Source organism: Armatimonadota bacterium (genome assembly GCA_016223145.1).
Classification (GTDB): Bacteria; Armatimonadota; Fimbriimonadia; order Fimbriimonadales; family Fimbriimonadaceae; genus Nitrosymbiomonas.
In genome coordinates, this window is record JACRPN010000022.1 from 65,132 (window position 1) to 86,371 (window position 21,240).

Below are 21,240 nucleotides of genomic sequence, written 5' to 3' on the forward strand. Positions count from 1 at the left end.
AAGGGATGATCAAAGCCATGCGGATTCCGTCGAGACGTATCTGGGGTGCGGTGCTTGCGGCCGGGAGCATCTTGCTTCTGGCGGGTTGTTCGGGGACGAAAGAGCGGGACCCTGGCAAGGAGCCTGCTTCGGGAGGCCCGGACGCGGCAGCCGGCGGCGAGCCCAAAGCTTGGCCGGGGGTTCCTCCCGCCAAGGGAAAGGACCCCGAGCCAAAGCCGCTGGTGCCAGGAATGCCGGGACCCACCGCGCCGATGGGCAAGGTCACGATCCCGGAATCCGCCTCGAAGGGCTGGAAACCGTCGGCCATGGCTCCCAAAGAGCTGGCTCGGAAGGTAAGCGGCGCCATCGCGAGCCTAACCGACACCCAATGCACTGCGCGCGTCTTCATCAAGACCCCGGCGGGCCAGGCGCGGGCGGGCGCGATCCACAAGATTCAGGACGGCAAGCATTTCCGGCTGGACTACTTTAACCCCAAGGGCCTGCCGGAGAACGCTCGCGGCTTTATCCTGGCCAATGGGACCCAAAAACGCCAGATTACGCTCAAAGGCGATCCGAAGGTCGTCGAACTGAACAGGCCGTTTGCCGACAGCAAGCTCAAGCCCTCGGAGATCGTGCAGCGCTGGCCGCTGGACTTTTCCCGCATCATGCTGCTTTCTCTCACCGATAATGTCGATCCCTGGTCGCCGCTGATCGAGGGACTGGCCAAGGGTGAGGGCGGCTACAAGACCTCCATCGAGCAGCGCACGATGCAATACCAGGGCAGGACCGTCAACAGCTACCGCGTGCTCGCCAAGCGAACCGATTCCCAGGCCAAGAAGCTTGGCGCCTGCGAACTGGAGATGGTCATCGACGCCAGGCGGTTCCTCCCAGTAACCATCCGCGTGAAGTCAAAGGACAAAGCCGGAAAGGACTGGGACCAGCAATGGTCCGCGATCTGGGATTTCAAGAAGAAGTTCGTCAAGAAAGACTTCGAAGCGATCCAGTAGGGGCGGTTGAGAACAATGTAGCCCAGGCGTCCCGCCTGGGCAATCCGCGTTCAGCGATTGTCAAGCCAGGGCGCCAAGGCACCATTTTGCATGTGCCGCAGTAGGGCCAATTCACGTCTCTTTTGCGAGACCTGAGCTAAACTGGACGAACGTTGGGACCATTGGGAACCCGCGTTGCAGATTGCTCCGTACTGTTTGGCAGAGTCAACATGAACACGGAATCCATCACACTGAAGGCGGGATCGTTGCCGCGCACTCGGGAGAACTTCGAATCTCTGATGCGCGCCACGTTTCGACAGTCCTACGGTCTGGCCTATCGTCTGACCGGGAATGCCGCCGAGGCTGAGGACCTGGTTCAAGAGACCTTTGTCCGGGCATTTCGCTTCTTCGCTCGCTACAACGAGGAGCTCCCGTTCGCGAATTGGGTCTACCGCATCATGTGCAACGCCCACATCGACAGTGTCCGGCGCAGGGGAAGGCTTCAGACCACCAGCCTCGAGCAGCCGGTCGTGGGCGGAACGGCCACGATCGAGGTCCCGGATGCCGAGTCCTCGCCGGATCGCGAGCTTTTGGAGCGCGCCATGCCGGACCACATCCAGCAGAGCCTCGCGGAAATGAATCCGGAGTTCAGGATGGCCGTGCTTCTTGCCGATGTGGAAGGTATGGCCTACGACGAAATTGCCGATGTGATGAAGACCAGTGTCGGCACGGTGCGCTCGCGCATTCATCGTGGTCGAAAGCAGCTGCGGTCGTTTCTCATTCGTCGAAAGCCGAGGCTTTATGGAGAGCGCCATGACCTGTAGAGCCGTTCAGCAGCGCCTCGGGTCCTACGTCGATGGCGAACTCGCTGCCGCGGAGACCCGCTCGATTCGCAGCCACCTGGCCTCGTGCCCGGAGTGCCGCGCCGCGCTTGATGAGCAGAACGTCAGCAAGCTCTTTGTGGCGAACCTCTCGGCCCCCGAGCCTTCAGCAGATTTTGAGGAGCGCCTGGTTGGGAAGGTGATGGGCACAGGCAAGCAGAAAACGTTTCGCTGGCAGCCTGCGCTCGCCGTCGTGGCGATGGCCGCGGCCCTGCTCGTGTTCACCTTCCAATACCGCGAGAGCCTCCAGCGCCAAACCGAGGCCAAGCGGATGCTCGAGCGCCAGAACTTCGAGGTGGCGCGGCATCAGTCGGATATACAGAGGGGCGACCCCTTGATGGGCGGCTCCGGGCTGATCCTCGTGGGCCGCGCCGAATAGGCACCATCGCCATGAGACTTCACGCGTCCTTACGGTCCCGTTGGATTGGCATGCTTGCGCTCACGCTTGCAGCAGGTTCGTCCAGCGGCGCGCTTGAGCCGAGGGAAGCTCATCCGCAAGCGGCCGGATCAGATAAGGCCAAGCTCGTCCTCCAACGCTTTTTGGAGCGCAGCCGGACGGTGGCGATGACCTCGATCATCGAGCAGCCGATGCAGCCCGGCTCCAAACAGACCATGCAGCTCAAGATCGTGCAGGACGAGAAGGGCCGCCGCCGCACGACGGTACTCCAGCCGCTGAGCATGCAGAACATCACATCGGTGGCGGACGGCAAGAAGTGGGTGAACTACTACCCGGACGAGCGCAAGATGGTCGTCCAAGACGCGCCATCCCCGTCTAAGTGGGAGACCTCCACCGCCCGCATGGAGTTGGCCTCCAAGAACTACCGCTTCGAGATCGAGCAGAGCCCGGAGATCGCCGGGCAGCGGGTCACGACGGTGGTGGCGACGCCCAGATCGCCGGAGATGCCGGTGCGGCGCTTCAGCATTGAGCTCTCGCGCTACGTGCTGATGCGATTGGAGACCCAGGCGCCCAACGAATCTCAGCGGACCCTTTTTGACGTCAAGGCAATTGACTTCGACCCTCAGATCGCCTCCGGGTTCTTTGAGATCAAGCCGCTCGGCGACGTGAACGTCGTCCGGGTGGAGGCGCCGGCCCCTCTCGCGCCCGGAACCGACGCCAAGGCCCTGCTCGGGTTTCAACCCGTGATTCCCAAGGTCCTGCCGTTCGGATTCGCGTGCAGGACCCCCGAAGTCACGGGAGAAGAATCCCACCGAATGCTGGCCATTCAGCTCAGCGATGGGCTGGCAACCGCCACGGTGTACCAATTCCTCGCGACGATGGGGTCGGTGCGGGAAGGCTCTCTGGAGCGGCAGATCTCTGGAATTCGGATTCGCGTGATGAGCGATCTGCCCTTTGAAGTGGGCCGCAGGTTGCTGGACACCTTCCTCAAGGAAGCCGGTAAGGCCATGGGTCCCGGTCTGGAACTCTCTGCGCCCGGCCGTGCGTTGAAGCTCTCAGAATCGCGAGCCCGAAGCGAAACGGCGAAGCGGAACGGCGGCTTCAAAGACGAGCCCGAAGATCCGCTCGACCCCGTGGTCTTGGCCTTCATGAGCGCCATCGCTTCGACTTGCGAAAACCTCTAGAAGTACGAAGGAGAAACACCAACATGAGCAACCATTCCCCATTCAAGGGAAGAAAACCCTACCTTTGGCTCGCCGGTGGAATGGCGCTTGGCGCCCTCTTGATGGCGGCGATCCAAACCGGCAATGTCTTGCCGAACGCCTGGGCCCAGCGCCCCGCCAAGCTGCGCAATGTCGCCCACATCGACACCGCGGGCCTCGACACCCTCAAGTCTCTCGATAGCGCGTTTTCGGCCGTCTCGGAGTACGCCCTGCAAAGCACCGTGCAGATCCGGTCGGAGAACGCCTCCTCCCGGGGACCCAGCGGCCGCCTGTCCAACCTGACGCGGGGTGAAGGCTCAGGGGTCATTTACCGTTCGGACGGCTATATCATCACCAACGACCACGTGGTCAATGGCTTTGAAAAGGTGACCGTGCTTCTCGCGGACGGCAAGGAATATAAGGCCAAGGTGTTGACGGCGGAGGATTCCGACATCGCTGTTCTGAAGATCGACGCGACGGGCCTTCCTGCGCTTGAGTTCGCCGATAGCGGCGCGGTGAAGCCGGGACAATACGCCCTGGCACTCGGTTCGCCTTTTGGCTTGGAGAACACCGTCACGATCGGCCACATTTCGGCCATCGGCCGCCCCAGCGCGGTGCCGGACGGCCGGACCTCCAACGGCGCGCGGTTTTATCCCGACATGATCCAAACCGATGCCGCAATCAACATGGGCAACTCCGGCGGGCCACTGGTGAATGTGGACGGCCAGGTGATCGGCATCAACACAGCCATCTTCAGCCGCACGGGCGACAGCGTTGGGATTGGATTCGCCATCCCCGCGAACCAGGCTCGATTGATCGCCGATACGCTGATCTCCAAAGGCAAAATCACCCGCGGGTTCCTCGGCTTGGTGCCTGAGAACCTCAAGGAGTTCCAGAAGAAGGAGCTTGGTCTGGCCGGCGGCGCGATCGTGGGTCCCTATGGCGACGTTCCCTCAAGCCCTGCGAAAGACGCGGGGATCAAGCCCGGGGACGTGATCGTACGGATCGGGTCCGTCAACGTTCGCAACCAGATGGACCTACGCAACGCGATGCTTCGCTATGGGCCGGGCGAGACCGTGGACATCGAGTTTGTCCGAGGCGGGAAGCACGAGACCGTCAGGGTAAAGCTCGGCGAGCCGCCGAAGCCGGTGGCGCAGCAGGCTCCCCAGAATTCGCCGTTCAATGGCGACGGCCGAAACTTCAACTTCGAAGACTTGCCCAAGGAGTTTCGCGACTTCCAGAAGCGGTTTGGCAATGGAGGCGACGACAACCAGGACGTGGCGCCACTCAAGTCGGGTCCCGCCCGGCTTGGCGTCTCGGTCGATGCCACCAACAAGACCCTGCGTCAGCAGTACCGCATCCCAGATTCGGTGGCCGGTGCGGTGGTGACGGTAGTGGAGCCCGGGTCGGTCGCTGACCGGCTGGGTATCAAGGCCGGCGACGTGATCACGAAGCTCGGCGACAAGACGATCAAGGGTGCCGAGGACCTCGTGTCGGCGATGAAGGACGTGAAGTGGGGCGACAGCCGGCATCTATCTTTCACTCGCTATGGCGAGGGATCGATGGTGCAGCAATCCCGCGACATCACCTTCCGCTAGGCGCGATGGCCGGAAGGACACGGGGCCGCGAACGAAGTTCGCGGCCCCTACCCATTTCTGCAGTGCGAGCAGACGCCCAGCACTTCGACCCTCAGCGTCTCGCAAGTGAAACCCGCTTCGGCGGCCTGGGCCGGAAGCGCCTTGGACACCAGGGCGATCAGTGGAAGCTCCTCGACGCAGCCGCATTCCCTGCACACCAGGTGTTCGCAGCTTCCTTGGTGCCCTTCGGCCCGGCAGGCGTAGTAGCCGTCCACCACGCCCAGACGGTGGACCAGGCCCGCCTCCATGAGCGCCTGCAGCACCCGATACACCGTCACGACGTCCACCCTTTCGCCGGCCGCGACAATCTGGGCGTGGATCTCGTAGGCTGTAAGCGCGCCGTTGGTGCGACTGAGCGCCCGGATCACCTGGACGCGCGGGGCCGTGACGCGGAGCCCCGCCTGCCGGAGCTGGGCAACCGCCCGGGCTTCGAAGTGCTGGGCTAGCGCCTCGTCTGCGAGGTTACATTCAGGACGGTTTTCCGATCTCTGCGCGCGCGTCATGAGTTCACAGTATTCTAGTCGAACCTTGCCGGTTCAACCTTGCATACGCCGATCGCGGCGCTTCAAAACAGGTCTGGAGTCCCTCTTTTTTCAGGAAAGCGAAAATCTTAGTTCAAATGAACCTGGTTTTGTGTTATCCTGATACCGTGACATTTGCGGGGTTGGACCGCAAGTGTCGTGAACCTTGTTTGGAGGGATAAGATGAAGTTTTACAACCTGAAAACTAGATCTCATGTGGACGTGCCGGAATCGGCCGTCAAGAAGACGAAAATGGTCCGCAAGACCAAGTCTGGCCAGCAGGTGCGCTATGCCCTTACGGCCGATCATCAGGGCAGCAAGCTCTTCAAGTTCGTGAACGAAGCGACCTTCAAGTCCACGAACGTTCCCGAGGCGTAAGCCAAGGAGAACACGCTTTTGGGGCCAAACCCTTGCCGGGTTTGGCCCCTTGCTTTTGAGTCTTTGTGAACGAAAGGCGCCTTGGTCCGTCTTCTCGGATATGGCGGAAAGGACAGAAAGAGAGAAGGTCGCCCACCTGCTCAGGCGCTTTGGCCTGGGCGCCAGCGAGGCCGAGGTCGACTACTACGGAAACGGCGGGCTGAAGCGCGCCATCGACCGGCTGCTCGACTATGAAAGTGTGGACGAGCACTTCCCGGCGACGCTGGAGCACTTTCAGCAGCCCGACAAGAAGATCTTCAACGTGCGCGGCATCCAAGCCTGGTGGGTCACGCGCCTGCTCATGACCCGGCGGCCGCTCCAGGAGAAAATGACCCTCTTCTGGCACGACCACTTCGCCACCAGCGCCAGCAAGGTCAACGCCCCGCTGATGATGTATCAGCAAAACGAACTGCTGCGGCGGAACGCGACGGGCAGCTTCAAGACGCTGCTCTTGGAAGCCAGCAAAGACCCCGCGATGCTGTTTTGGCTGGACAACCAGTTCAACGTGCGCGGAAAGGCCAACGAGAACTTCGCCCGGGAGATCATGGAGCTTTTCACCTTGGGCATCGGCAACTACACCGAAAAGGACATCCAGGAGTCGGCGAGGGCCTTTACGGGCTGGACGATCCTGCGGCGCAGGCCCACCGAAGCCAACGAGCAGGACCCCTACAGGCAGGCGGACTTCCTTTATCGTCCGATGCTGCACGACAACGGCGAGAAGAGGTTCCTTGGAAAGAGCGGCGACTTCTCGGGCGAGGACATCATCGATATCCTCTGCGATCAAGCGCGAACCGCCTACTACATCACAGAGAAGATCTGGGAGTGGTTCGCCTATCCGAAGCCCGAGCTGAGCCTGATAAACCGGCTCGCCGGCAACTTTCGGAAGACGGGCCTCGACGTCAAGAAGCTTTTGCGCGACATCATGGAGTCGGAGGAGTTCTATTCTGAGAAGGCGTTCCGCGCCGTCTATAAGAACCCCGTGGACTTTTGCGTGGCGACGGTACGCCAACTGGGCCTCGGCGAGACAGCCGCCGCAAACGTGAGCCCGCCCCCCAAAGAGGGCGAGACCCCGAACCCCCGGGGGCAGGCGTTCCGCCTGATGGCCCAGGCCACGAGCCTCGGGATGAACGGCATGGGAATGGACCTGCTGTTCCCGCCAGACGTCGCCGGTTGGGATGGCGGAGCGGCATGGATCACGTCGGCGACGATGGTCGAGCGCATTCAGTGGGCCGACACCCTCTTCGACACCGCTCCGCCGGCACAGCCCCGAGTGAAGGGCGTGCGCGCGCCGGTCCGGCTCCGTTACCCTGCGATGACCCTCTTTGGGAATGACCCCACGCCTGAGGGCGTTGCCAAGAAGCTGGTATCGGTTTTTGACGTCCAGCTCTCCCAGAAGAAGATGGGCGAGCTTGCGGAGGCGGCAAGGAGCGTTTGTGGCGCGAGGGTAACTCAGCAAAACGCCAACGCCACGGCGGTCAAGGTCTGCCGGTTGATCTTCGGCTCTCCGGAGTTCCAGATGGCCTAACTGCAACAAGAAGGTGGGGCGTCGCAACTTGCGACGCCCCACCTTTATTGAAGCGAAGGCCCTATCGCCTCGGGCGGAAGCGGGTGTTCAAGCCGTCTTCCTCTTCGCGGTCCTTCTTCGGAAACGCGCTGGGGACTTCCGGCGCCTGAACGGCGGCCCGGTCCTCGACGTCTCGCTCGCGGGGCTCTCGCGGCTCGCGCTGCTCGCGGGGTTCGTCTCCGGGGCGCGGCTCGCGGTCTCGATCCCTGTCGCGATAGCCACCTCGGTCGCCGCCGCGGTCACGATCTCGGTAGCCGCCACGATCGCCGCCGCGATCGCGATCTCGATAGCCGCCTCGGTCTCCGCCACGGCCGCCATCGCGACCGCCGCGTCCACCTCGGTCGCCGCCGCGTCCGCCGCCGCCCATTCCAGGGGGAGGAGGCGTCGCGCCCTCGTTGTCCTCAAGTCCGGGCAGGGTCTGGGCGATGCCAAGCGCCGTGAAGTTCACTCGGCCCATGCTGTCGATCTCGTGGACCCGAACGCTCAACTCGTCGCCGATGTTGACGGCATCCTCGGGGCGTCGGATTGGCTTTGTGGTCAGGTGCTCAAGCGGCACCATGCCTTCTCGGCCAGGCACAAACTCAACCATCGCGCCACGGCCCATGAGCCTGGAGACCTTGCCTCGGAACTCCATGCCCACCGAAACCTCGTTGGTGAGCGATTTGATCTGGTTGATTAAGCCCGTTTCTGCGACTTCGTCGGCCACCGCGATGAGCACGCGGCCGTCCTGCTGCACGTCGATCTGCGCGCTGTACTCGTTGGTCAGCTTGCGAATCGTCGCGCCTCCTGGTCCGATCAGCGCGCCGATCTTCTCGGGGTTGATGTTGATTGTGATGACGCGTGGGGCGCTTGGCGCCATTTCGGATCGAGGCGCCGGGATTTCAGCCTCGATCACGTCGAGGATCTTCATCCGCGCCCGCTGAGCCTGCGAAAGGGCGTCGGCAAGCACCTTGTCCGGGATGCCCGTCAGCTTGGTGTCGAGCTGCAGTGCGGTGATGCCGTCGCGGGTTCCCGCGACCTTGAAGTCCATGTCACCGCAGAAGTCCTCCATGCCCTGGATGTCCGTGAGCACCTTGAACTTCTTGCCGTCCGACATGAGGCCCATCGCGATGCCGGCCACGGGGGCCTTGATGGCGATGCCCGCGTCCATGAGCGCGAGCGTCGAGCCGCACACCGAAGCCATCGAGGTGGAACCGTTCGATTCGAGCACTTCGCTCACGAGCAAGAGGGTGTACGGGAACTCGGGATCGTCGACCGGCACCACAGGGCGCAATGCGCGCTCGGCGAGGGCGCCATGCCCGACCTCCCGACGGCCCACGCCGCGCAAGGGACGCACTTCACCCACCGAATACGGCGGGAAGTTGTAGAAGTGCATGTAACGCTTGTCTTCGTTCTCGTCCAGCGTGTCCATGGTCTGGGCATCACCGGGCAGGCCAAGGGTGAGCACGGTGAGAACCTGAGTCTGGCCACGAGTGAAAAGGCCGGAGCCGTGGACGCGCGGCAGGAGTCCCGCCACGGCTTCCAGGTTGCGGATGTCCTCGGGGCCGCGCCCGTCGGGGCGCATGTCCTTGTCGATGATCAGCCGTCGGACGGTCTTCTTGACGACGTAGTCCGCAGCCTCGTGAAGTTGCTTCAGCATCTCGGGCTGCTCGGCGTAAACTTCGGCGTAGCGCTTGGCGATCTCAGAAACCACCTCGTCGAGCGCGCTCTCCCGACTCGACTTGTCGGGATTGATGAGTGCCTTCTCGATTTCGTCGCGGCACTCTTTGTCGATCCGAGTTGTGAGCTCTTCGGCGACCGCGTAGAGAGTGACTTCGCGCTTGGGCTTGGCGGCGGTCTTGGCGAACTTCTCGAACTCCAGGCAGATCGTGCGGATGGCATCCTGGCCGAACTTCAGCGCGGCAGCCATCTCCTTTTCGGTGAGCTCGCTCGCGCCGGCTTCCACCATCGAAATGGCGTCCTTGTGGCCCGCGACGACGAGGTCGAGGTCCGACTCTTTGATTTCGGCAAGCGACGGGAAGAGGATGAATTTGCCGTCGATGCGGCCGACTCGGACGCCGGCGATCGGAGCGTTGAAGGGGATGTCGGAGATCGTTAGGGCAGCGCCGGCGGCGCAGAGCGCCAGCACGTCGGTCGGGTGGCCCTCGTCGAACGCGAGGGGCATCGCGATGACCTGAACGTCGTTGCGCAGCCCCTTAGGGAACTGGGGCCGGATTGGCCGATCGATCAGGCGGGAAACGAGGATCGCCTTGTCGGAGGGTCTTCCGCCTCGCTTCTGGAATCCGCCGGGGATCCTGCCGGCGGCGTACTTGCGCTCTTCGTAGTCGCAGGTCAAGGGGAGAAAATCGATGCCCTCTCGGGGCTTGGCCGACATGGTCGCCGATGCGAGAACGACGGATTCGCCCATGCCGAGCAGAACGGAGCCGCCGGCTTGCTTCGCCACGCGGCCTGTTTCGATGCTGAGGGTCTTGCCCCCAACCTCGAACTCATGTGAATGTATCATGTTGCCTCCATTGCACGGACATCCTGTCCATGCGCCCTATGAGCCACGGGCTCACGGGCCGTGTTCAAAAAAGGAGATGCACACCCCAAAAAGCAGGGTGCCACCCCGGAGTTAGCGAGGCTTGACTTCGCGGATGCCGAGGCGCTTGATGAGTTCGCGGTAGGCGACCACATCGTTGGCCCGCATATAGGCCTCCAGGCGTCGGCGCTTGCCGATGAGGAGGGTCAGACCGCGCAGCGAGTGGAAATCTTTGGGATTTCGCTTCAGGTGCTCCGTGATCTGGGTGATGCGAGCTTGCATGACGGCGATTTGTACGGTCGTGGAACCTGTATCCCCTGTCTCCAGGGCATAATCGCCGATTACTTTTTGCTTGACTGCTTTATCCAGCGGCATCTTTGAGAGATTGGCCTCCAAGGGTCTTCCGGGCCAGAGGAGTTTGCCGCTCTAAGCAGCGTCCCGGGGGGCGCTCCGTACAACGGCACACGGCTCAGGCCTTTCGGGCACCAATGATACCACAGGTGAAGTGGGAATAGCGAGTTATGGCGTAGCCCCTCCCTTGGCTTTGACGCAGTCGAAACTGAGGGAGGGGTTGGGGAGGGGAGACGGGCCTTCACCTTTGGTCTCAAGCGGGAAGGCAGAGAGCTGGGTGGCGCGGGCACGGAACCCGCGGCTACGCATCCCCTTTGCCAGCTTCCTCTTTGCGCGCGGGCACGGAACCCGCGGCTACGCATCCCCTTTGCCATCGGCCTCCTTGCGCGCGGGCACGGAACCCGTGGCTACGCATCCCCTTTGCCATCGGCCTCCTTGCGAGCGGGCACGGAACCCGTGGCTACGCATCCCCTTTGCCATCGGCCTCCTTGTGCGCGGGCACGGAACCCGCGGCTACGCATCGGCTACGCATCCCCTTTGCCAGCTTCCTCCTTGCGCGCGGGCACGGAACCCGCGGCTACGCATCCCCTTTGCCAGCAGGGCCAGGAATACGGTTACGAGCGCTCGGACTTGGCTGCGATCTTCGCGTCCTCGACCCCGCGCTTCTGCAGCAGGATTGAGAGCTTCGAGGCGCGATCAGGCGGCAGCAGGGCAAGAATCTCTCCAACTTGTTTTGGGGACATTGCGGCGAACTGCCGGGCAAGCTCTTCATCCTTCCAGGTCCTTACCATGGGCGCAATCACGGCCGCGTCGAGTCCTTTCCAGACCCTCGCCAGGCTCTTCTCACCGGCGAGAGGGTCGATTTCGGGCTCGACGGGTGTTGGAGCTTTGGGCTTTTCCACGTCCTTGCTTGCCACTTCGGCGGTCTTCTCGGGTTCTGCGGCAGATTCTGCAGTCGGCTTTTCGTCGTCTTTGGTGACTCTGGCCGGGTCGGCGTCGGTGGCATACCCCTTGGCAGCTTGGCCTGCCTTCTTGGCCGGCGATAGGCCAGGAATATCCACGATTCCGGCTCTTGCGCCGATCACAAACATGCCCGCAAGGACAATCACGACGATGATGAGCAGCTTCATCGGTTCGGTCTCCGTTGGTTGTAGAGGTCGAGCACCTTCTGCACATAGGCCCGGGTCTCGCTATAGGGCGGGATTCCGCCGTGCTTCTGAACGGCGCCGGGCCCGGCGTTGTAGGCCGCCAGCACCAGCGAGAGGTCGCCATTGAACCGGCCCATGAGCTGGCTCAGGTACTTTGCGCCCCCGTTCAGGTTCTGGGCGGCGTCAAAGGGGTTGGTAACCCCAAGCGAAGCAGCCGTGGCGGGCATCAGTTGCGTCAGCCCCAGAGCGCCTGCCCGCGATCGTGCGTTCACGTCGTAGCCGCTTTCCGCTTGTACGATCGAGTGGAGCAACGCCGGATCGATGTTGTTCTGGTTCGCGGCGTCTTCGATGAGCGGCATGAGGGTGGCCAGTTCCGGGCTCAACCGTACGCCTTGAGCCGTCGGATCGAATGGCCTGGCAGAGCTGTTGTCGCCGCCGATGCTGCCTGCAAGCGGTGCGGGCATACGCGAGCCGGCAAGCGGCTCGGAGCCTTTATCGGGGCAGACTTCCCGCAATCGGGCGCGAAGCTCCTCGATCCTGGCGCGAACGCCCTCAGGTCCCTTGAGTCTCATCTCGATCATCGTTTTGCTCCTAGGCGGCTCGCTTCAGCACGGCCCACTCGTCGAGGGTTCTTTGCTCGTGGCGATTGGACTCGGCCTCCCAATCGGCAACTTCCTTCTCGCGCAGCTTGACCAGGGTCTCCAATTCCTGCTTGCGGTCGAGCCATTGCTGCCGGGCGGCCTCCTCTTCCTGGGCCAGCGTCTCGTTGGCGATCGCCTGAATCCGCTCTTGCTCGTCGATCACCTCCAGTCGTTCCTGCAAGTGTTTGCGAGCCGCAAGGGTGTCGGCTGGAAAGAAGAGCACTTCCTTTCGCGAGTCCTTGATCCTCTGAATCTCCGACTCTCCCGCGATTCGAGCGGCGCGCGCTTCGAGGAACCCCTCTTGAGCCGCCTCCTCGACCTTCACGCGGAAGTCGAGGACCCTCTGCAATCGAAAGCTAAACTTCTTCATGGGCGATCGCCTCGAGGACAGAGACCGTGTCCTCAAACGGGGTGGGCTCGGCGCGGCTCTGCCTCAAGTAAGCGTTGATGAGGTCCCACTTGGCGAGGGCCTTGTCGGCGATGGGCTTGGCTCCGGTCTTGTAAGCGCCGATGCTGACCAGGTCCTCCACGTCCTCATAGGCGCCAATGAGCTCGCGAACCGTGCGGGCGGCTTCGACATGCTCCGGGCTCGCCACCATCGGCATGAGTCGGCTCAGGCTGTGGCGGATGTCCACCGGCGGGTAGTGCCCTGCGCCGGCGAGCTTGCGGCTGAGGAAGACGTGTCCATCGAGGATCGAGCGGGCGGCGTCGGCGATCGGCTCGTTGGTGTCGTCGCCTTCGACCAGGATCGTGTACAGCGCCGTGATCGAGCCCTTGTCGCTGCGGCCCGCTCGCTCCATGAGCTTAGGAAGGAGCGCGAAGACGCTGGGTGTATAGCCCTTTGTGCTCGGCGGCTCGCCGATGGCGAGGCCCACCTCCCGCTGAGCCATGGCGAAGCGTGTGACCGAGTCCATCATCAGCATCACGTTCAGGCCCTGGTCGCGGAACGACTCGGCTATGGCGGTCGCGGTGAACGCCGCCTTGATGCGGACGAGCGCGGGCTGGTCCGAGGTCGCGCAAATCACGACCGATCGCGCAAGGCCCTCTTCGCCAAGGTCATTGAGGATGAATTCGTTAAGCTCGCGGCCCCGCTCGCCGACGAGTGCCACGACGTTCACGTCCGCCGAACTGCTCCGCGCGATCATGCCGAGCAAAGTGCTCTTGCCCACGCCCGATCCTGCAAAAATGCCGACACGCTGGCCCTCGCCTAGGGTCAGCATGCCGTCGAGGACGCGCACGCCGGTGACAAGCGGCTTATCAATCATTTGGCGCGTCACGGCGTTCGGCGCGGCGTTCTGGACGGGGTAGCTCCCGCTCGATAAAACCGGTCCCATGCCATCCATAGGCTCGCCCAGGCCGTCCAGAATTCGCCCCAACAGGCCCGGGCCGGTGGGGACTTTGAGGCAGGAATCGGTCGCTTGAACGTAAGCGCCCGCCCGAACTCCGGCGATGTCTCCCAGCGGCATGAGAAGAGTCTTGTCGTTTCGGAAGCCGACGACCTCGGCGGCGATGGGCTCGGCTTGGCCCGTGTCGATCAGGCAGAGATCGCCCGTCCGGGAGGCAGGGCCGTTGGACTCGATGACCAGCCCCACCACCTGGGAGACGCGGCCGTACACTCGATAAGGCTTGGCTCTTGCCAGGCGCGCCTCAGCCTTGCGAAAGCTAGGGGCAGGTTTGGCTGCGGCATCGAGGACCTGCACTATGCTGCCTCCTTGATCGCGCTCATCGTGAGCTCGAATTTCGTCCGCAAACGAGCGTCGATGGCGCCGGCGTCGGATTCGATCACACAGCCGCCCTCGATGGAAGGGTCGGAGGTGATTTCCAGTCGCTCGACAGTCGGCGCAAGCGAGAGCAGCTCAAGCTCGTGCTCCCTGACAACTTCAGCCTGAAAGGGGTTGATGCGTATCCGCACCTTGTCGGCAAGCGCGATCTCCCTGAGGGCCTCACGAACGATCGGAAGCACTGCCTCGGGGCGGATATCGAGCTCTTGCCGCACGACCTGGCTCGCGATGACGACGGCGAGTTCGGAGAGCTTCTGTTCCGACCGCTCATACCATTCCTCCATCGCGCGTTCCACCTGGTTCGAGGACTCCTTCAGGGCATTCCCGAAGCTTTCGATGTGCATCCGGCAGCGTTCGGCGACGTCGCGATAGCCGGTTGCCTGGCCCTCGAGAAAGCCCTCGTCATAGCCCTTTTGCCGGCCCTCCTCGACGGCAGCCAGACGCGCCTGTTCGAGCCAGGCAGCGGTTCGGCCAAGCCGCGAATTGCGCGCACCGCCGGCGGCTTCCACCGCGATGGCGGCGACGTCTTGAAGGTGGCTCGCGAAGGGGCTGGCCGAGCTTTCGGTTCGGATAGCCCGCCTAGACAAGCACTTCCTCCTCGCCATTGCGCCCAATCACGACTTCTCCGGCCTCTTCCAGCCTTCGGATGACGCTCACGATCTTCTGCTGAGCCTCCTCGACCACCCGTAGCCGCACCGGGCCCATGAACTCCATGTCCTCCTTGAGCATTGCCACCGCGCGCTCGGACATGTTGCGGAAGATCTTTTCTTGGACCTCCGGGTTGACGCCTTTCAGCGCTGTGGCGAGGTCTTTCATGTCGACCTCCTTCAGGATCTGCTGCACCGCGCGATCGTCGAGTTGGACGACGTCTTCAAAGACGAACATCATGTTGCGGACCTTGTCAGCCAGTTCTGGGTTGCTCTCCGCGAGCGAGTCCATGATGAGGCGCTCGGTGCCTCGGTCGACTCTGTTGAGCAGGTCGACGAGCGCCTTCGGGCCGCCTGCCTGGGCCATTTCCTGGTCCACGATGCTGGACACTTTCTTTTCCAGCACGCCCTCCACTTGGCGAATGACCTCAGGAGGCGTTTGATCCATACTCGCGATCCGCCCGGCAACGTCGGCCCTCAGGTCGTGCGGCAGCCGCCCGATGATCGCGGCGGCCGAGCCTAGCGGCATGTAGGCTAGAATCAGCGCGATGGTCTGGGGGTGCTCGTCCTGGATGAAGCTGAGGACTTGCGCCGGGTCGGCCTTCTTGAGGAACTCAAACGGCGTGACCTGCATCGCGTTGACGATGCGGAGCATGATCTCGCCTGCCTTGTCCTCGCCGAACGCCGCCATCAGCGCCGAACGCGCGTTGTCGATGCCGCCCTCGGCGATGAAATCCTGCGCGATAGCAAGCTCATAAAACTCGTTGATGATCCCTTCGCGCTGTTCCGGGGTGACGCGGTCCAGCCGCGCGACCTCCAGCGAGAGCGCTTCGATCTGGTCGTCGGGGAAGTTGCGGAGGATGGGGCCGGCAAGTTCGGGGCCGATGACCATCAGCATGATGGCGGCCTTCTGGCGGGCCGAAAGCTCTTCGCGGCGCTGCCTCATCGCCCGTCCTCCAGGAGCCAGCTTTTGAGCAGCATCGCGACGACGCCAGGCTTTTCATGGGACATCTTCTTGATCTGTTCGAGGGGGACGTTGAGCCGGTCCACGATGGAGCCCACTTCGACCTCGTCCTGGAGCTGTGCCTCCTGGATGCGCGCCAGAGCTTCATTGCCCGCCGGAGTTCCACCGCTCGTTGGTGCGGTTCCAGGCGTTCCGGCGGCAAGCGCCAATTGCCCGCCCGCGATCCGTCCGCCAGGCAGCGCCTGAACGACCACGTTCGTCGAGGACTTGGCGGCCTTTCCCAGCGCCTTGAGCACCAGGAACGCCACCGCGACGAGCGCCACGATCGGCAGGAGCGAGAATATCTGCTGCATCCGGTCGGAGGTGGCCGCCGCGTCTCCCGCCTTCTTCAGGTCCTCGGCGGCCTTTTTGTCGAAGGCGGTAGAGATCACGTTTGACGTGAACTTGTCGGCGCTGGCGCCCGCCTTCATGGGGGCGATGTAGGAGTCCAGGAACTTCTGCACGTCGCCGGCCTTGACCGATTTGGCTTCCGAATTTACGAACGCGCTCAGCGCCATGCTAAGCACCTTTCCCTTGGCGGGCGTTCGCTCCTCGTGGATCATCCCGTTGCCGAATTCTTCGTGCTTGATCTCTCCTGTGTAGCCAACGTCCTTGCCGGTGGTTGAGGAGCCTGCCGACCCCGCGGCCTTGTCCGGCGCCATGGTTTCCTTTTGCAGGGCCGTCGTGACGGGGTTCTCGCTGGCGATGGGCGTGTCTTTCTTGATGGAGGTCACGTCCATGTCCATCTCAATGCGGCAGGTCAGCAGCGTATTGCCGGGGCCGAAAGCGCGGTCCAGCGCCCCCTGAAGCTCTCTCTTGACACGTTTGGCCTCAGCATATTCGGCATCTCCCTTGGTGGCAAAGCCTCCGAGCTTGCCGGCCTCGTCCTCTCCGTCATACAGGGTCTGGCCGTCTTGATTGACAACCGTGATGTTCCGCATCGTGAGGCCGGTCGCCGAGCGCGAGACCATCTGCGCGATCGACTTTGCCTGCTCCGGACCGAGTTCGGCGCCGGTTTTTTGGGTGACAAAGACGCTGGCAGTTGCGGGCTCGTCTTCCGAAGCGAAGCTCGACTTCTTGGCTGGACTCAGGAACACTCGGGCCGCGGCCACGCCGGACATCTTTTCGATGGTCTTCGCAAGCTCGCCTTGGTTGATAGCCGCAAGGCGTGCCTCCTCGACACCCTGTGAGATACCTAACCCCATCTTGTCAAGGTTCTCCGCGCCGAGGTGGCCCGAGGTCGGGGACGCCCCATTCTGGGCCAAAGTGGCCTGGGCCTGGGCGACTTTGTCGCTGGGGACGCGCACGTTTCCCGCGAGATCATAGTCCACCTCGATGCCCAGTCGCTGGACCTCTTGCACGACCCTTCCGAGCTCCGACGGGGTCAGTCCGCCATAAAGCAGCGCCATCTTGGGCCGACTGGCAAACATGAAGGTGCCCGCAAGCAAGATCACGAGAAAGGCCGAGCCGAAGATCGAGACGACCTTCTGCGTTCGGTCCGCCGTTTCCCACCAAGTTCGAATGCGTAAGAAGATTCCGCCCATTCGCCGTCCTTAGCGTCCGGAGGGTTTCAGAGGGTCGAAAGAAGGCAAAGGCCCTAGGCTTTAGGCTTTAGGTGTTCAGGTGTTCAGGTGTTCAGGTTTTCGGGTTTTCGGGACGATATCCCAATGCCTCAATACCCAGTGCCTCAATACCCAGTGCCCTAATGCCTAATGCCTAACTCCCAACGCCTACACCTGCATCCGTGAGATCTCCTGATAGGCTTCCAGCACCTTGTTCCTCACCTGCTGGGTGAGGTTCAGGGCCAGGCTGGCCTGTTCGAGGGCGATCTTCACATCGGCGATGTCGGCATTTCGACCCGTCTGAAAGTCGGTCAATTTTTCGGCAGCGTTGAGCTGCGATTGGTTGACCTCCCTCAAGACGTCCATCAAAGTGCCTGCGAAGTCCTCGTCATTGCCGATAGAACCTGGCTTTTGAGTCAGGCCCGGAAGTGAAGTTGGGTTAAGTCCCTGAATGCGCATTGCTCGATTCCTCGTCAGCGGTTGGAGACGCCGCTGTGGGCGCGCCAGGCGTGTCCGGGCAGGTCGGGTCTTGCCGGAGGGACCTTGTTGTCGAGGGTGACGGCGGGTGGCTGCCAGATCGGCGCCTCGGTTTCCTCGGGGGTTGTCACGAAGTCCACGAATTGTCTTCGCCTTAGGAGCATCCGATTCCAGACTTGAGATGAAACGACGTTGCGATAGGGCATGGGGTTCCTTAGAGCTTTCCGATATTCAGGGCGCTGCGCACCATGCTCTTGGCGCTATTGAAGGCGGCGATGTTCGCCTCGTAGGCGCGGCTGGCCGAGATCATGTTCACCATTTCGATGACGGGCTCCACGTTGCTATAGAGCACGTTGCCTTCGCCGTCGGCCAAGGGGTTTCCTGGCTCGTAGACCGATCTGGGGGGAGAGTTGTCGGTGACGATCCCCGAGACTTCGACGCCGTTGTCTGCGGCGCGAAGCAGGGCATCTTGCCGTTTGTAGGGTTCTCGTCCGTTGGCCTTGACGCTGTTGGCGTTCGCTATGTTGGACGAGATCACGTCCATGCGGATGCGCTGCGCCTTGAGTCCGGACGCGCTGGCCCTCATGGCTGAAGAGAGGTTCTGCATCATCTACCCTCCCGTATAACGTTTCGCAGGCCCGAGATATGACTGGAGGCAAAATCGGTTAGGGCCTGATAGCGCAATTCGGTCTCGGACATCGCCAGCACTTCGCGCTCCAGCTCTGGCGGCTCGCCATTGCCCGATTCCGCGCTCCCGAGCCCGGTTCCATAAAGTCGCCGCCGGAGCTCCTGGACTCGCTGGGGACCTTTCAGCTTGGTTTCGAGCACCAATTCGAAGCTCGCGTCCTTGCGATGGTAGCCCGGCGTATTGACGTTGGCCAGGTTCTCGGCAAGGAGCGCGTGACGCTCGGCCGTGAGACGCATGGAGGTCTGCAGCCGGTCGAGTTGCGGTCCAAACAGTTCTTTGAGCAGCGGCACTTTGCTTTCCCCGTACCGCGCATCCGTTCGCATCGAAACTCGGGCTCGATCCTTAAGCCCGAGGGTCCGGGTTGTATTCCGGCCCATCAGTGGTATCGGCAGATTCACGGGGGTTCTTCAGGCCTTGAGGAAGCGCTTGTTCACGAGTTCTCCCGGCTCCATGGCGCCTCGGATTTCGATGGCGCAGGGCGTTCCCAGGGGAATCGAGGCATCGATGAGCGCGAAGGCGATCGCGCATTCGAGGGTAGGGGAATAAACGCCGCTGGTGACTTCGCCGGCGGATCGGCCGTCGACGAACACCGGCATGCCGGGTGTGAGAAGCCGCTTTGAAGCGAGCTTCACTCCATGGATCTTTCTCGGGACGCCTTCGTTTCGCGCCTTGTTGATCAACTCCGAGCCGATGAACGCCTTGGTCTTGGAGATCACCCATCCGAGGCCGGCGGCGATGGGGGAGAGGGTGTCGCTAAGCTCGTGGCCATAAAGCGGAAGACCCGCCTCCACGCGCAGCGCATCGCGCGAGCCCAGTCCGCAAGGCACGACTCCGGCGGCGAGGAGCGCATCCCAGAGTTCGGAGGCTCGATCGGTAGGGCAGATGAGCTCAAATCCGTCTTCGCCCGTGTATCCCGAACGTGGCGCGAAGCACGGCACTCCGGCGATGGAGACCTCATTCAATCCAAAAAGCGGCGCATCGAGCAGGGCCTGAGGGCCGTCCGAAAGCCCTGCGACGATCTGGGCTGCTTTGGGGCCTTGCACGGCGATCATCGCGGTGGCATCGGTCTCGTCGGTGATCTCCACGCCGAACCCCCCGGCCTGGTTCTGCTGCTTCATCCAGGCGACGTCCTTGGCGTGGTTTGCTGCGTTGACGACCATGCGGAAGGTGGTTTGGTCGACGCGGTAGACGATGATGTCGTCGACGATCCCGCCGTTCGGATTGGGGAGCATGGAGTATTGGCCGCGCCCGTCCTCCAGCTTTGAGACGTCGTTCGTGGTGATCCACTCCAGGAACTCAAGGGTCCGTACGCCGCGGAACCAAAGCCGTGCCATGTGGCTGACGTCGAACATGCCGGCGCCCTCGCGCACGGCCTTGGTCTCGGCGATGATGCCGGAGTATTGGACCGGCATGTCGTAGCCGGCGAACTCCACCATCCTTCCGCCGAGGGCGACATGCGACGCATGAAGAGGGGTTTTGAGGACGGTCTCTGGCATGATCTGAGTTTACTGGGTCGGGGCCGGAGGGGGTGAGGGTGGTGAGAGCAGTGAGGGTTGTGAGAGTGGTGAGAATGGTGAGAATGGTGGGAATGGTGAGGGAGGGCGGGGTTGTCGTATGGGATGGACGGCGGGGTTGGCGGATCGGATGGAGGGCGGGGTTTACCCCGCCTTTTCAGGGAAAGCGGGCCTATTGCTATTGACAAAGTGAGTTGGCATCCGTAGTTGGCGTGTGTGCCCCGGAAATGTCGCCTTAATCTGTCAATAGCCATCAGCCCGCGTCCAGGAAACCCGCGCAACACAAAGGCCGAACCCCGATAGACGTCTCTTCCGCGTTCGGCCCCGAGCCGAGTCCCTTCAAAGCACAATGAGGAGAGCGCCTCCAGAGCCGCCTTGCCTTGCCGCCGTCCAGGCCCGAAACAAAAGCTCCATAATCAAGGCGTGCCTGCACTCCTGACCACCTCGCTGCCCAATCTCCCGGCTCCGCGAAAGGGCAAAGTCCGCGAAGTCTACGACCTGGGCGACTCTCTGCTGATCGTGGCGACCGACCGCATCTCCGCCTTCGACGTGGTGATGGCGAACGGCATCCCGGACAAGGGGCGCATCCTGAACCAAATGAGCGCCTTCTGGTTCGAAAAGTTCGCCGAGGTGTGCCCCAACCACGTGATCAGCACCGACGATGCTCAGATTGCCGAGCGGGTGCCCGGACTGGGACCCGACTTTGCCGGCCGCTGCACGCTCGCCAAGAAGGCAGAGCCCCTTCCTATCGAGTGCGTGGCCCGCGGCTATATCGCCGGGTCGCTTTTCAAGGAGTATGTGAGCGATGGTCCTGGCGTTCACGGCCTGAGCCTGCCGGAGGGTCTGATCAACAGCGCCAAGCTGCCCGAACCGATCTTCACACCAGCCACCAAGGCCGAAACGGGCCACGATTTGAACCTCAGCTTTGCGGGGGCGTGCAATATCGTGGGCCCTGAAGTTGCCGAACAAGCCAGGGATTTCACACTTGAGCTTTATCGCCGCGCCTCGATCCATGCAGCCTCGAAAGGCATCTTGCTGGCGGACACCAAGTTCGAATTTGGGTTCGTGGATGGCGAGTTGACCTGGATCGATGAGGCGCTCACGCCCGATAGCAGTCGGTTTTGGCCCGCGGAGACCTATGAGCCGGGCCGCTCGCAGCCCAGCTACGACAAACAGTTCGTGCGCGATTATCTGGAGACCCTCGACTGGGACAAGCGCCCGCCGGGTCCGACGCTGCCCGAAGATGTGGTGGCGAAGACCCGCGCCAAATATCTGGAGGCCTTTCACGTTTTGACGGGGAGGGAGCTTCGCGGCGCCGGATAA

General features: G+C 62.5%; 23 protein-coding genes. 8 read left to right on the top strand and 15 right to left on the bottom strand.

What is annotated here, in order from left to right:
- The first annotated feature begins 5 nt into the window (after positions 1-5).
- The 5 genes from HZC36_16325 to HZC36_16345 all read left to right on the top strand — a co-directional run bounded on the left by HZC36_16325 (position 6) and on the right by HZC36_16345 (position 5,043).
- Positions 6-986 carry a hypothetical protein gene (locus tag HZC36_16325; protein MBI5708552.1) on the top strand — a complete coding sequence of 327 codons (981 nt, stop codon included), beginning with the start codon at positions 6-8 and terminating at the stop codon, positions 984-986.
- A 209-nt stretch (positions 987-1,195) separates the two neighbouring features.
- Positions 1,196-1,789, top strand: coding sequence for a sigma-70 family RNA polymerase sigma factor (locus tag HZC36_16330; GenBank protein MBI5708553.1), 594 nt, complete (start codon positions 1,196-1,198; stop codon positions 1,787-1,789).
- Entirely contained in the window at positions 1,779-2,225 is a 447-nt protein-coding gene (locus HZC36_16335; GenBank protein ID MBI5708554.1) for a zf-HC2 domain-containing protein, read from the top strand. Before HZC36_16330 ends, HZC36_16335 begins: the two co-directional genes overlap by 11 nt.
- A 50-nt stretch (positions 2,226-2,275) precedes the next feature.
- A complete protein-coding gene (locus HZC36_16340) occupies positions 2,276-3,427 on the top strand; it encodes a hypothetical protein (GenBank protein ID MBI5708555.1) in 1,152 nt (383 codons plus the stop codon).
- 23 nt (positions 3,428-3,450) lie between these two features.
- Positions 3,451-5,043 carry a trypsin-like peptidase domain-containing protein gene (locus tag HZC36_16345; GenBank protein ID MBI5708556.1) on the top strand — a complete coding sequence of 531 codons (1,593 nt, stop codon included), beginning with the start codon at positions 3,451-3,453 and terminating at the stop codon, positions 5,041-5,043.
- Between the two features lie 47 nt (positions 5,044-5,090).
- Here the strand turns inward: HZC36_16345 and HZC36_16350 are convergent, their stop codons facing one another.
- Entirely contained in the window at positions 5,091-5,585 is a 495-nt protein-coding gene (locus HZC36_16350) for a transcriptional repressor (GenBank protein MBI5708557.1), read from the bottom strand.
- Positions 5,586-5,786: 201 nt separating this feature from the next.
- On the opposite strand from HZC36_16350, the gene HZC36_16355 reads away from it, so the two are divergent.
- Both HZC36_16355 and HZC36_16360 read left to right on the top strand, forming a co-directional pair.
- Positions 5,787-5,981, top strand: a complete 195-nt coding sequence (locus tag HZC36_16355) for a hypothetical protein (GenBank protein MBI5708558.1) — start codon at positions 5,787-5,789, stop codon at positions 5,979-5,981.
- A gap of 100 nt (positions 5,982-6,081) precedes the next feature.
- Complete coding sequence (locus tag HZC36_16360) at positions 6,082-7,545, top strand: DUF1800 domain-containing protein (GenBank protein MBI5708559.1); 1,464 nt, start codon at positions 6,082-6,084, stop codon at positions 7,543-7,545.
- A gap of 61 nt (positions 7,546-7,606) precedes the next feature.
- Here the strand turns inward: HZC36_16360 and HZC36_16365 are convergent, their stop codons facing one another.
- The 14 genes from HZC36_16365 to gcvT form a co-directional block, all read right to left on the bottom strand.
- Positions 7,607-10,087 (bottom strand): polyribonucleotide nucleotidyltransferase, encoded by a 2,481-nt coding sequence (locus tag HZC36_16365; protein MBI5708560.1) that lies wholly within the window; start codon positions 10,085-10,087, stop codon positions 7,607-7,609.
- A 111-nt stretch (positions 10,088-10,198) separates the two neighbouring features.
- Positions 10,199-10,480, bottom strand: a complete 282-nt coding sequence (gene rpsO / locus HZC36_16370) for a 30S ribosomal protein S15 (GenBank protein MBI5708561.1) — start codon at positions 10,478-10,480, stop codon at positions 10,199-10,201.
- Between the two features lie 590 nt (positions 10,481-11,070).
- The gene (locus HZC36_16375; protein MBI5708562.1) at positions 11,071-11,586 is read right to left on the bottom strand and encodes a hypothetical protein; all 516 of its coding nucleotides are present in this window, start codon (positions 11,584-11,586) and stop codon (positions 11,071-11,073) included.
- Complete coding sequence (locus HZC36_16380; protein ID MBI5708563.1) at positions 11,583-12,185, bottom strand: lytic transglycosylase domain-containing protein; 603 nt, start codon at positions 12,183-12,185, stop codon at positions 11,583-11,585. Before HZC36_16380 ends, HZC36_16375 begins: the two co-directional genes overlap by 4 nt.
- Before the next feature lie 10 nt (positions 12,186-12,195).
- On the bottom strand, positions 12,196-12,615 hold the full coding sequence (locus HZC36_16385; protein ID MBI5708564.1) for a flagellar FliJ family protein: 420 nt from the start codon (positions 12,613-12,615) through the stop codon (positions 12,196-12,198).
- Positions 12,602-13,945: a FliI/YscN family ATPase gene (locus tag HZC36_16390; protein ID MBI5708565.1), complete on the bottom strand. Its 1,344-nt coding sequence runs from the start codon at positions 13,943-13,945 to the stop codon at positions 12,602-12,604. Before HZC36_16390 ends, HZC36_16385 begins: the two co-directional genes overlap by 14 nt.
- The gene (locus HZC36_16395; GenBank protein MBI5708566.1) at positions 13,945-14,613 is read right to left on the bottom strand and encodes a hypothetical protein; all 669 of its coding nucleotides are present in this window, start codon (positions 14,611-14,613) and stop codon (positions 13,945-13,947) included. Before HZC36_16395 ends, HZC36_16390 begins: the two co-directional genes overlap by 1 nt.
- Positions 14,606-15,619 (bottom strand): flagellar motor switch protein FliG, encoded by a 1,014-nt coding sequence (gene fliG / locus HZC36_16400; protein MBI5708567.1) that lies wholly within the window; start codon positions 15,617-15,619, stop codon positions 14,606-14,608. The genes HZC36_16395 and fliG overlap by 8 nt, the downstream gene beginning before the upstream one ends.
- Positions 15,616-17,220 (bottom strand): hypothetical protein, encoded by a 1,605-nt coding sequence (locus HZC36_16405; protein MBI5708568.1) that lies wholly within the window; start codon positions 17,218-17,220, stop codon positions 15,616-15,618. Before HZC36_16405 ends, fliG begins: the two co-directional genes overlap by 4 nt.
- Positions 17,221-17,406: 186 nt before the next feature.
- Positions 17,407-17,697 (bottom strand): flagellar hook-basal body complex protein FliE, encoded by a 291-nt coding sequence (gene fliE, locus HZC36_16410; protein MBI5708569.1) that lies wholly within the window; start codon positions 17,695-17,697, stop codon positions 17,407-17,409.
- Between the two features lie 14 nt (positions 17,698-17,711).
- Positions 17,712-17,921: a hypothetical protein gene (locus HZC36_16415; protein MBI5708570.1), complete on the bottom strand. Its 210-nt coding sequence runs from the start codon at positions 17,919-17,921 to the stop codon at positions 17,712-17,714.
- Between the two features lie 8 nt (positions 17,922-17,929).
- Positions 17,930-18,322 carry a flagellar basal body rod protein FlgC gene (gene flgC, locus HZC36_16420; GenBank protein MBI5708571.1) on the bottom strand — a complete coding sequence of 131 codons (393 nt, stop codon included), beginning with the start codon at positions 18,320-18,322 and terminating at the stop codon, positions 17,930-17,932.
- The gene (locus tag HZC36_16425) at positions 18,322-18,726 is read right to left on the bottom strand and encodes a hypothetical protein (GenBank protein ID MBI5708572.1); all 405 of its coding nucleotides are present in this window, start codon (positions 18,724-18,726) and stop codon (positions 18,322-18,324) included. Before HZC36_16425 ends, flgC begins: the two co-directional genes overlap by 1 nt.
- 84 nt (positions 18,727-18,810) lie before the next feature.
- Positions 18,811-19,899, bottom strand: coding sequence for a glycine cleavage system aminomethyltransferase GcvT (gene gcvT, locus HZC36_16430; GenBank protein MBI5708573.1), 1,089 nt, complete (start codon positions 19,897-19,899; stop codon positions 18,811-18,813).
- A gap of 441 nt (positions 19,900-20,340) precedes the next feature.
- Here gcvT and HZC36_16435 point away from each other — a divergent pair, with 441 nt between their 5' ends.
- Positions 20,341-21,240 carry a phosphoribosylaminoimidazolesuccinocarboxamide synthase gene (locus tag HZC36_16435; GenBank protein ID MBI5708574.1) on the top strand — a complete coding sequence of 300 codons (900 nt, stop codon included), beginning with the start codon at positions 20,341-20,343 and terminating at the stop codon, positions 21,238-21,240.

Excerpts from the sequence above, each read along its gene's own strand:
- HZC36_16325 (MBI5708552.1), top strand. The coding sequence starts at position 6 with ATGATCAAAGCCATGCGGATTCCGTCGAGACGTATCTGGGGTGCGGTG.
- HZC36_16330 (MBI5708553.1), top strand. The coding sequence starts at position 1,196 with ATGAACACGGAATCCATCACACTGAAGGCGGGATCGTTGCCGCGCACT.
- HZC36_16335 (MBI5708554.1), top strand. The coding sequence starts at position 1,779 with ATGACCTGTAGAGCCGTTCAGCAGCGCCTCGGGTCCTACGTCGATGGC.
- HZC36_16340 (MBI5708555.1), top strand. The coding sequence starts at position 2,276 with ATGCTTGCGCTCACGCTTGCAGCAGGTTCGTCCAGCGGCGCGCTTGAG.
- HZC36_16345 (MBI5708556.1), top strand. The coding sequence starts at position 3,451 with ATGAGCAACCATTCCCCATTCAAGGGAAGAAAACCCTACCTTTGGCTC.
- HZC36_16350 (MBI5708557.1), bottom strand. The coding sequence starts at position 5,585 with ATGACGCGCGCGCAGAGATCGGAAAACCGTCCTGAATGTAACCTCGCA.
- HZC36_16355 (MBI5708558.1), top strand. The coding sequence starts at position 5,787 with ATGAAGTTTTACAACCTGAAAACTAGATCTCATGTGGACGTGCCGGAA.
- HZC36_16360 (MBI5708559.1), top strand. The coding sequence starts at position 6,082 with ATGGCGGAAAGGACAGAAAGAGAGAAGGTCGCCCACCTGCTCAGGCGC.
- HZC36_16365 (MBI5708560.1), bottom strand. The coding sequence starts at position 10,087 with ATGATACATTCACATGAGTTCGAGGTTGGGGGCAAGACCCTCAGCATC.
- rpsO (MBI5708561.1), bottom strand. The coding sequence starts at position 10,480 with ATGCCGCTGGATAAAGCAGTCAAGCAAAAAGTAATCGGCGATTATGCC.
- HZC36_16375 (MBI5708562.1), bottom strand. The coding sequence starts at position 11,586 with ATGAAGCTGCTCATCATCGTCGTGATTGTCCTTGCGGGCATGTTTGTG.
- HZC36_16380 (MBI5708563.1), bottom strand. The coding sequence starts at position 12,185 with ATGATCGAGATGAGACTCAAGGGACCTGAGGGCGTTCGCGCCAGGATC.
- HZC36_16385 (MBI5708564.1), bottom strand. The coding sequence starts at position 12,615 with ATGAAGAAGTTTAGCTTTCGATTGCAGAGGGTCCTCGACTTCCGCGTG.
- fliG (MBI5708567.1), bottom strand. The coding sequence starts at position 15,619 with ATGAGGCAGCGCCGCGAAGAGCTTTCGGCCCGCCAGAAGGCCGCCATC.
- HZC36_16405 (MBI5708568.1), bottom strand. The coding sequence starts at position 17,220 with ATGGGCGGAATCTTCTTACGCATTCGAACTTGGTGGGAAACGGCGGAC.
- fliE (MBI5708569.1), bottom strand. The coding sequence starts at position 17,697 with ATGCGCATTCAGGGACTTAACCCAACTTCACTTCCGGGCCTGACTCAA.
- HZC36_16415 (MBI5708570.1), bottom strand. The coding sequence starts at position 17,921 with ATGCCCTATCGCAACGTCGTTTCATCTCAAGTCTGGAATCGGATGCTC.
- flgC (MBI5708571.1), bottom strand. The coding sequence starts at position 18,322 with ATGCAGAACCTCTCTTCAGCCATGAGGGCCAGCGCGTCCGGACTCAAG.
- HZC36_16425 (MBI5708572.1), bottom strand. The coding sequence starts at position 18,726 with ATGCGAACGGATGCGCGGTACGGGGAAAGCAAAGTGCCGCTGCTCAAA.
- gcvT (MBI5708573.1), bottom strand. The coding sequence starts at position 19,899 with ATGCCAGAGACCGTCCTCAAAACCCCTCTTCATGCGTCGCATGTCGCC.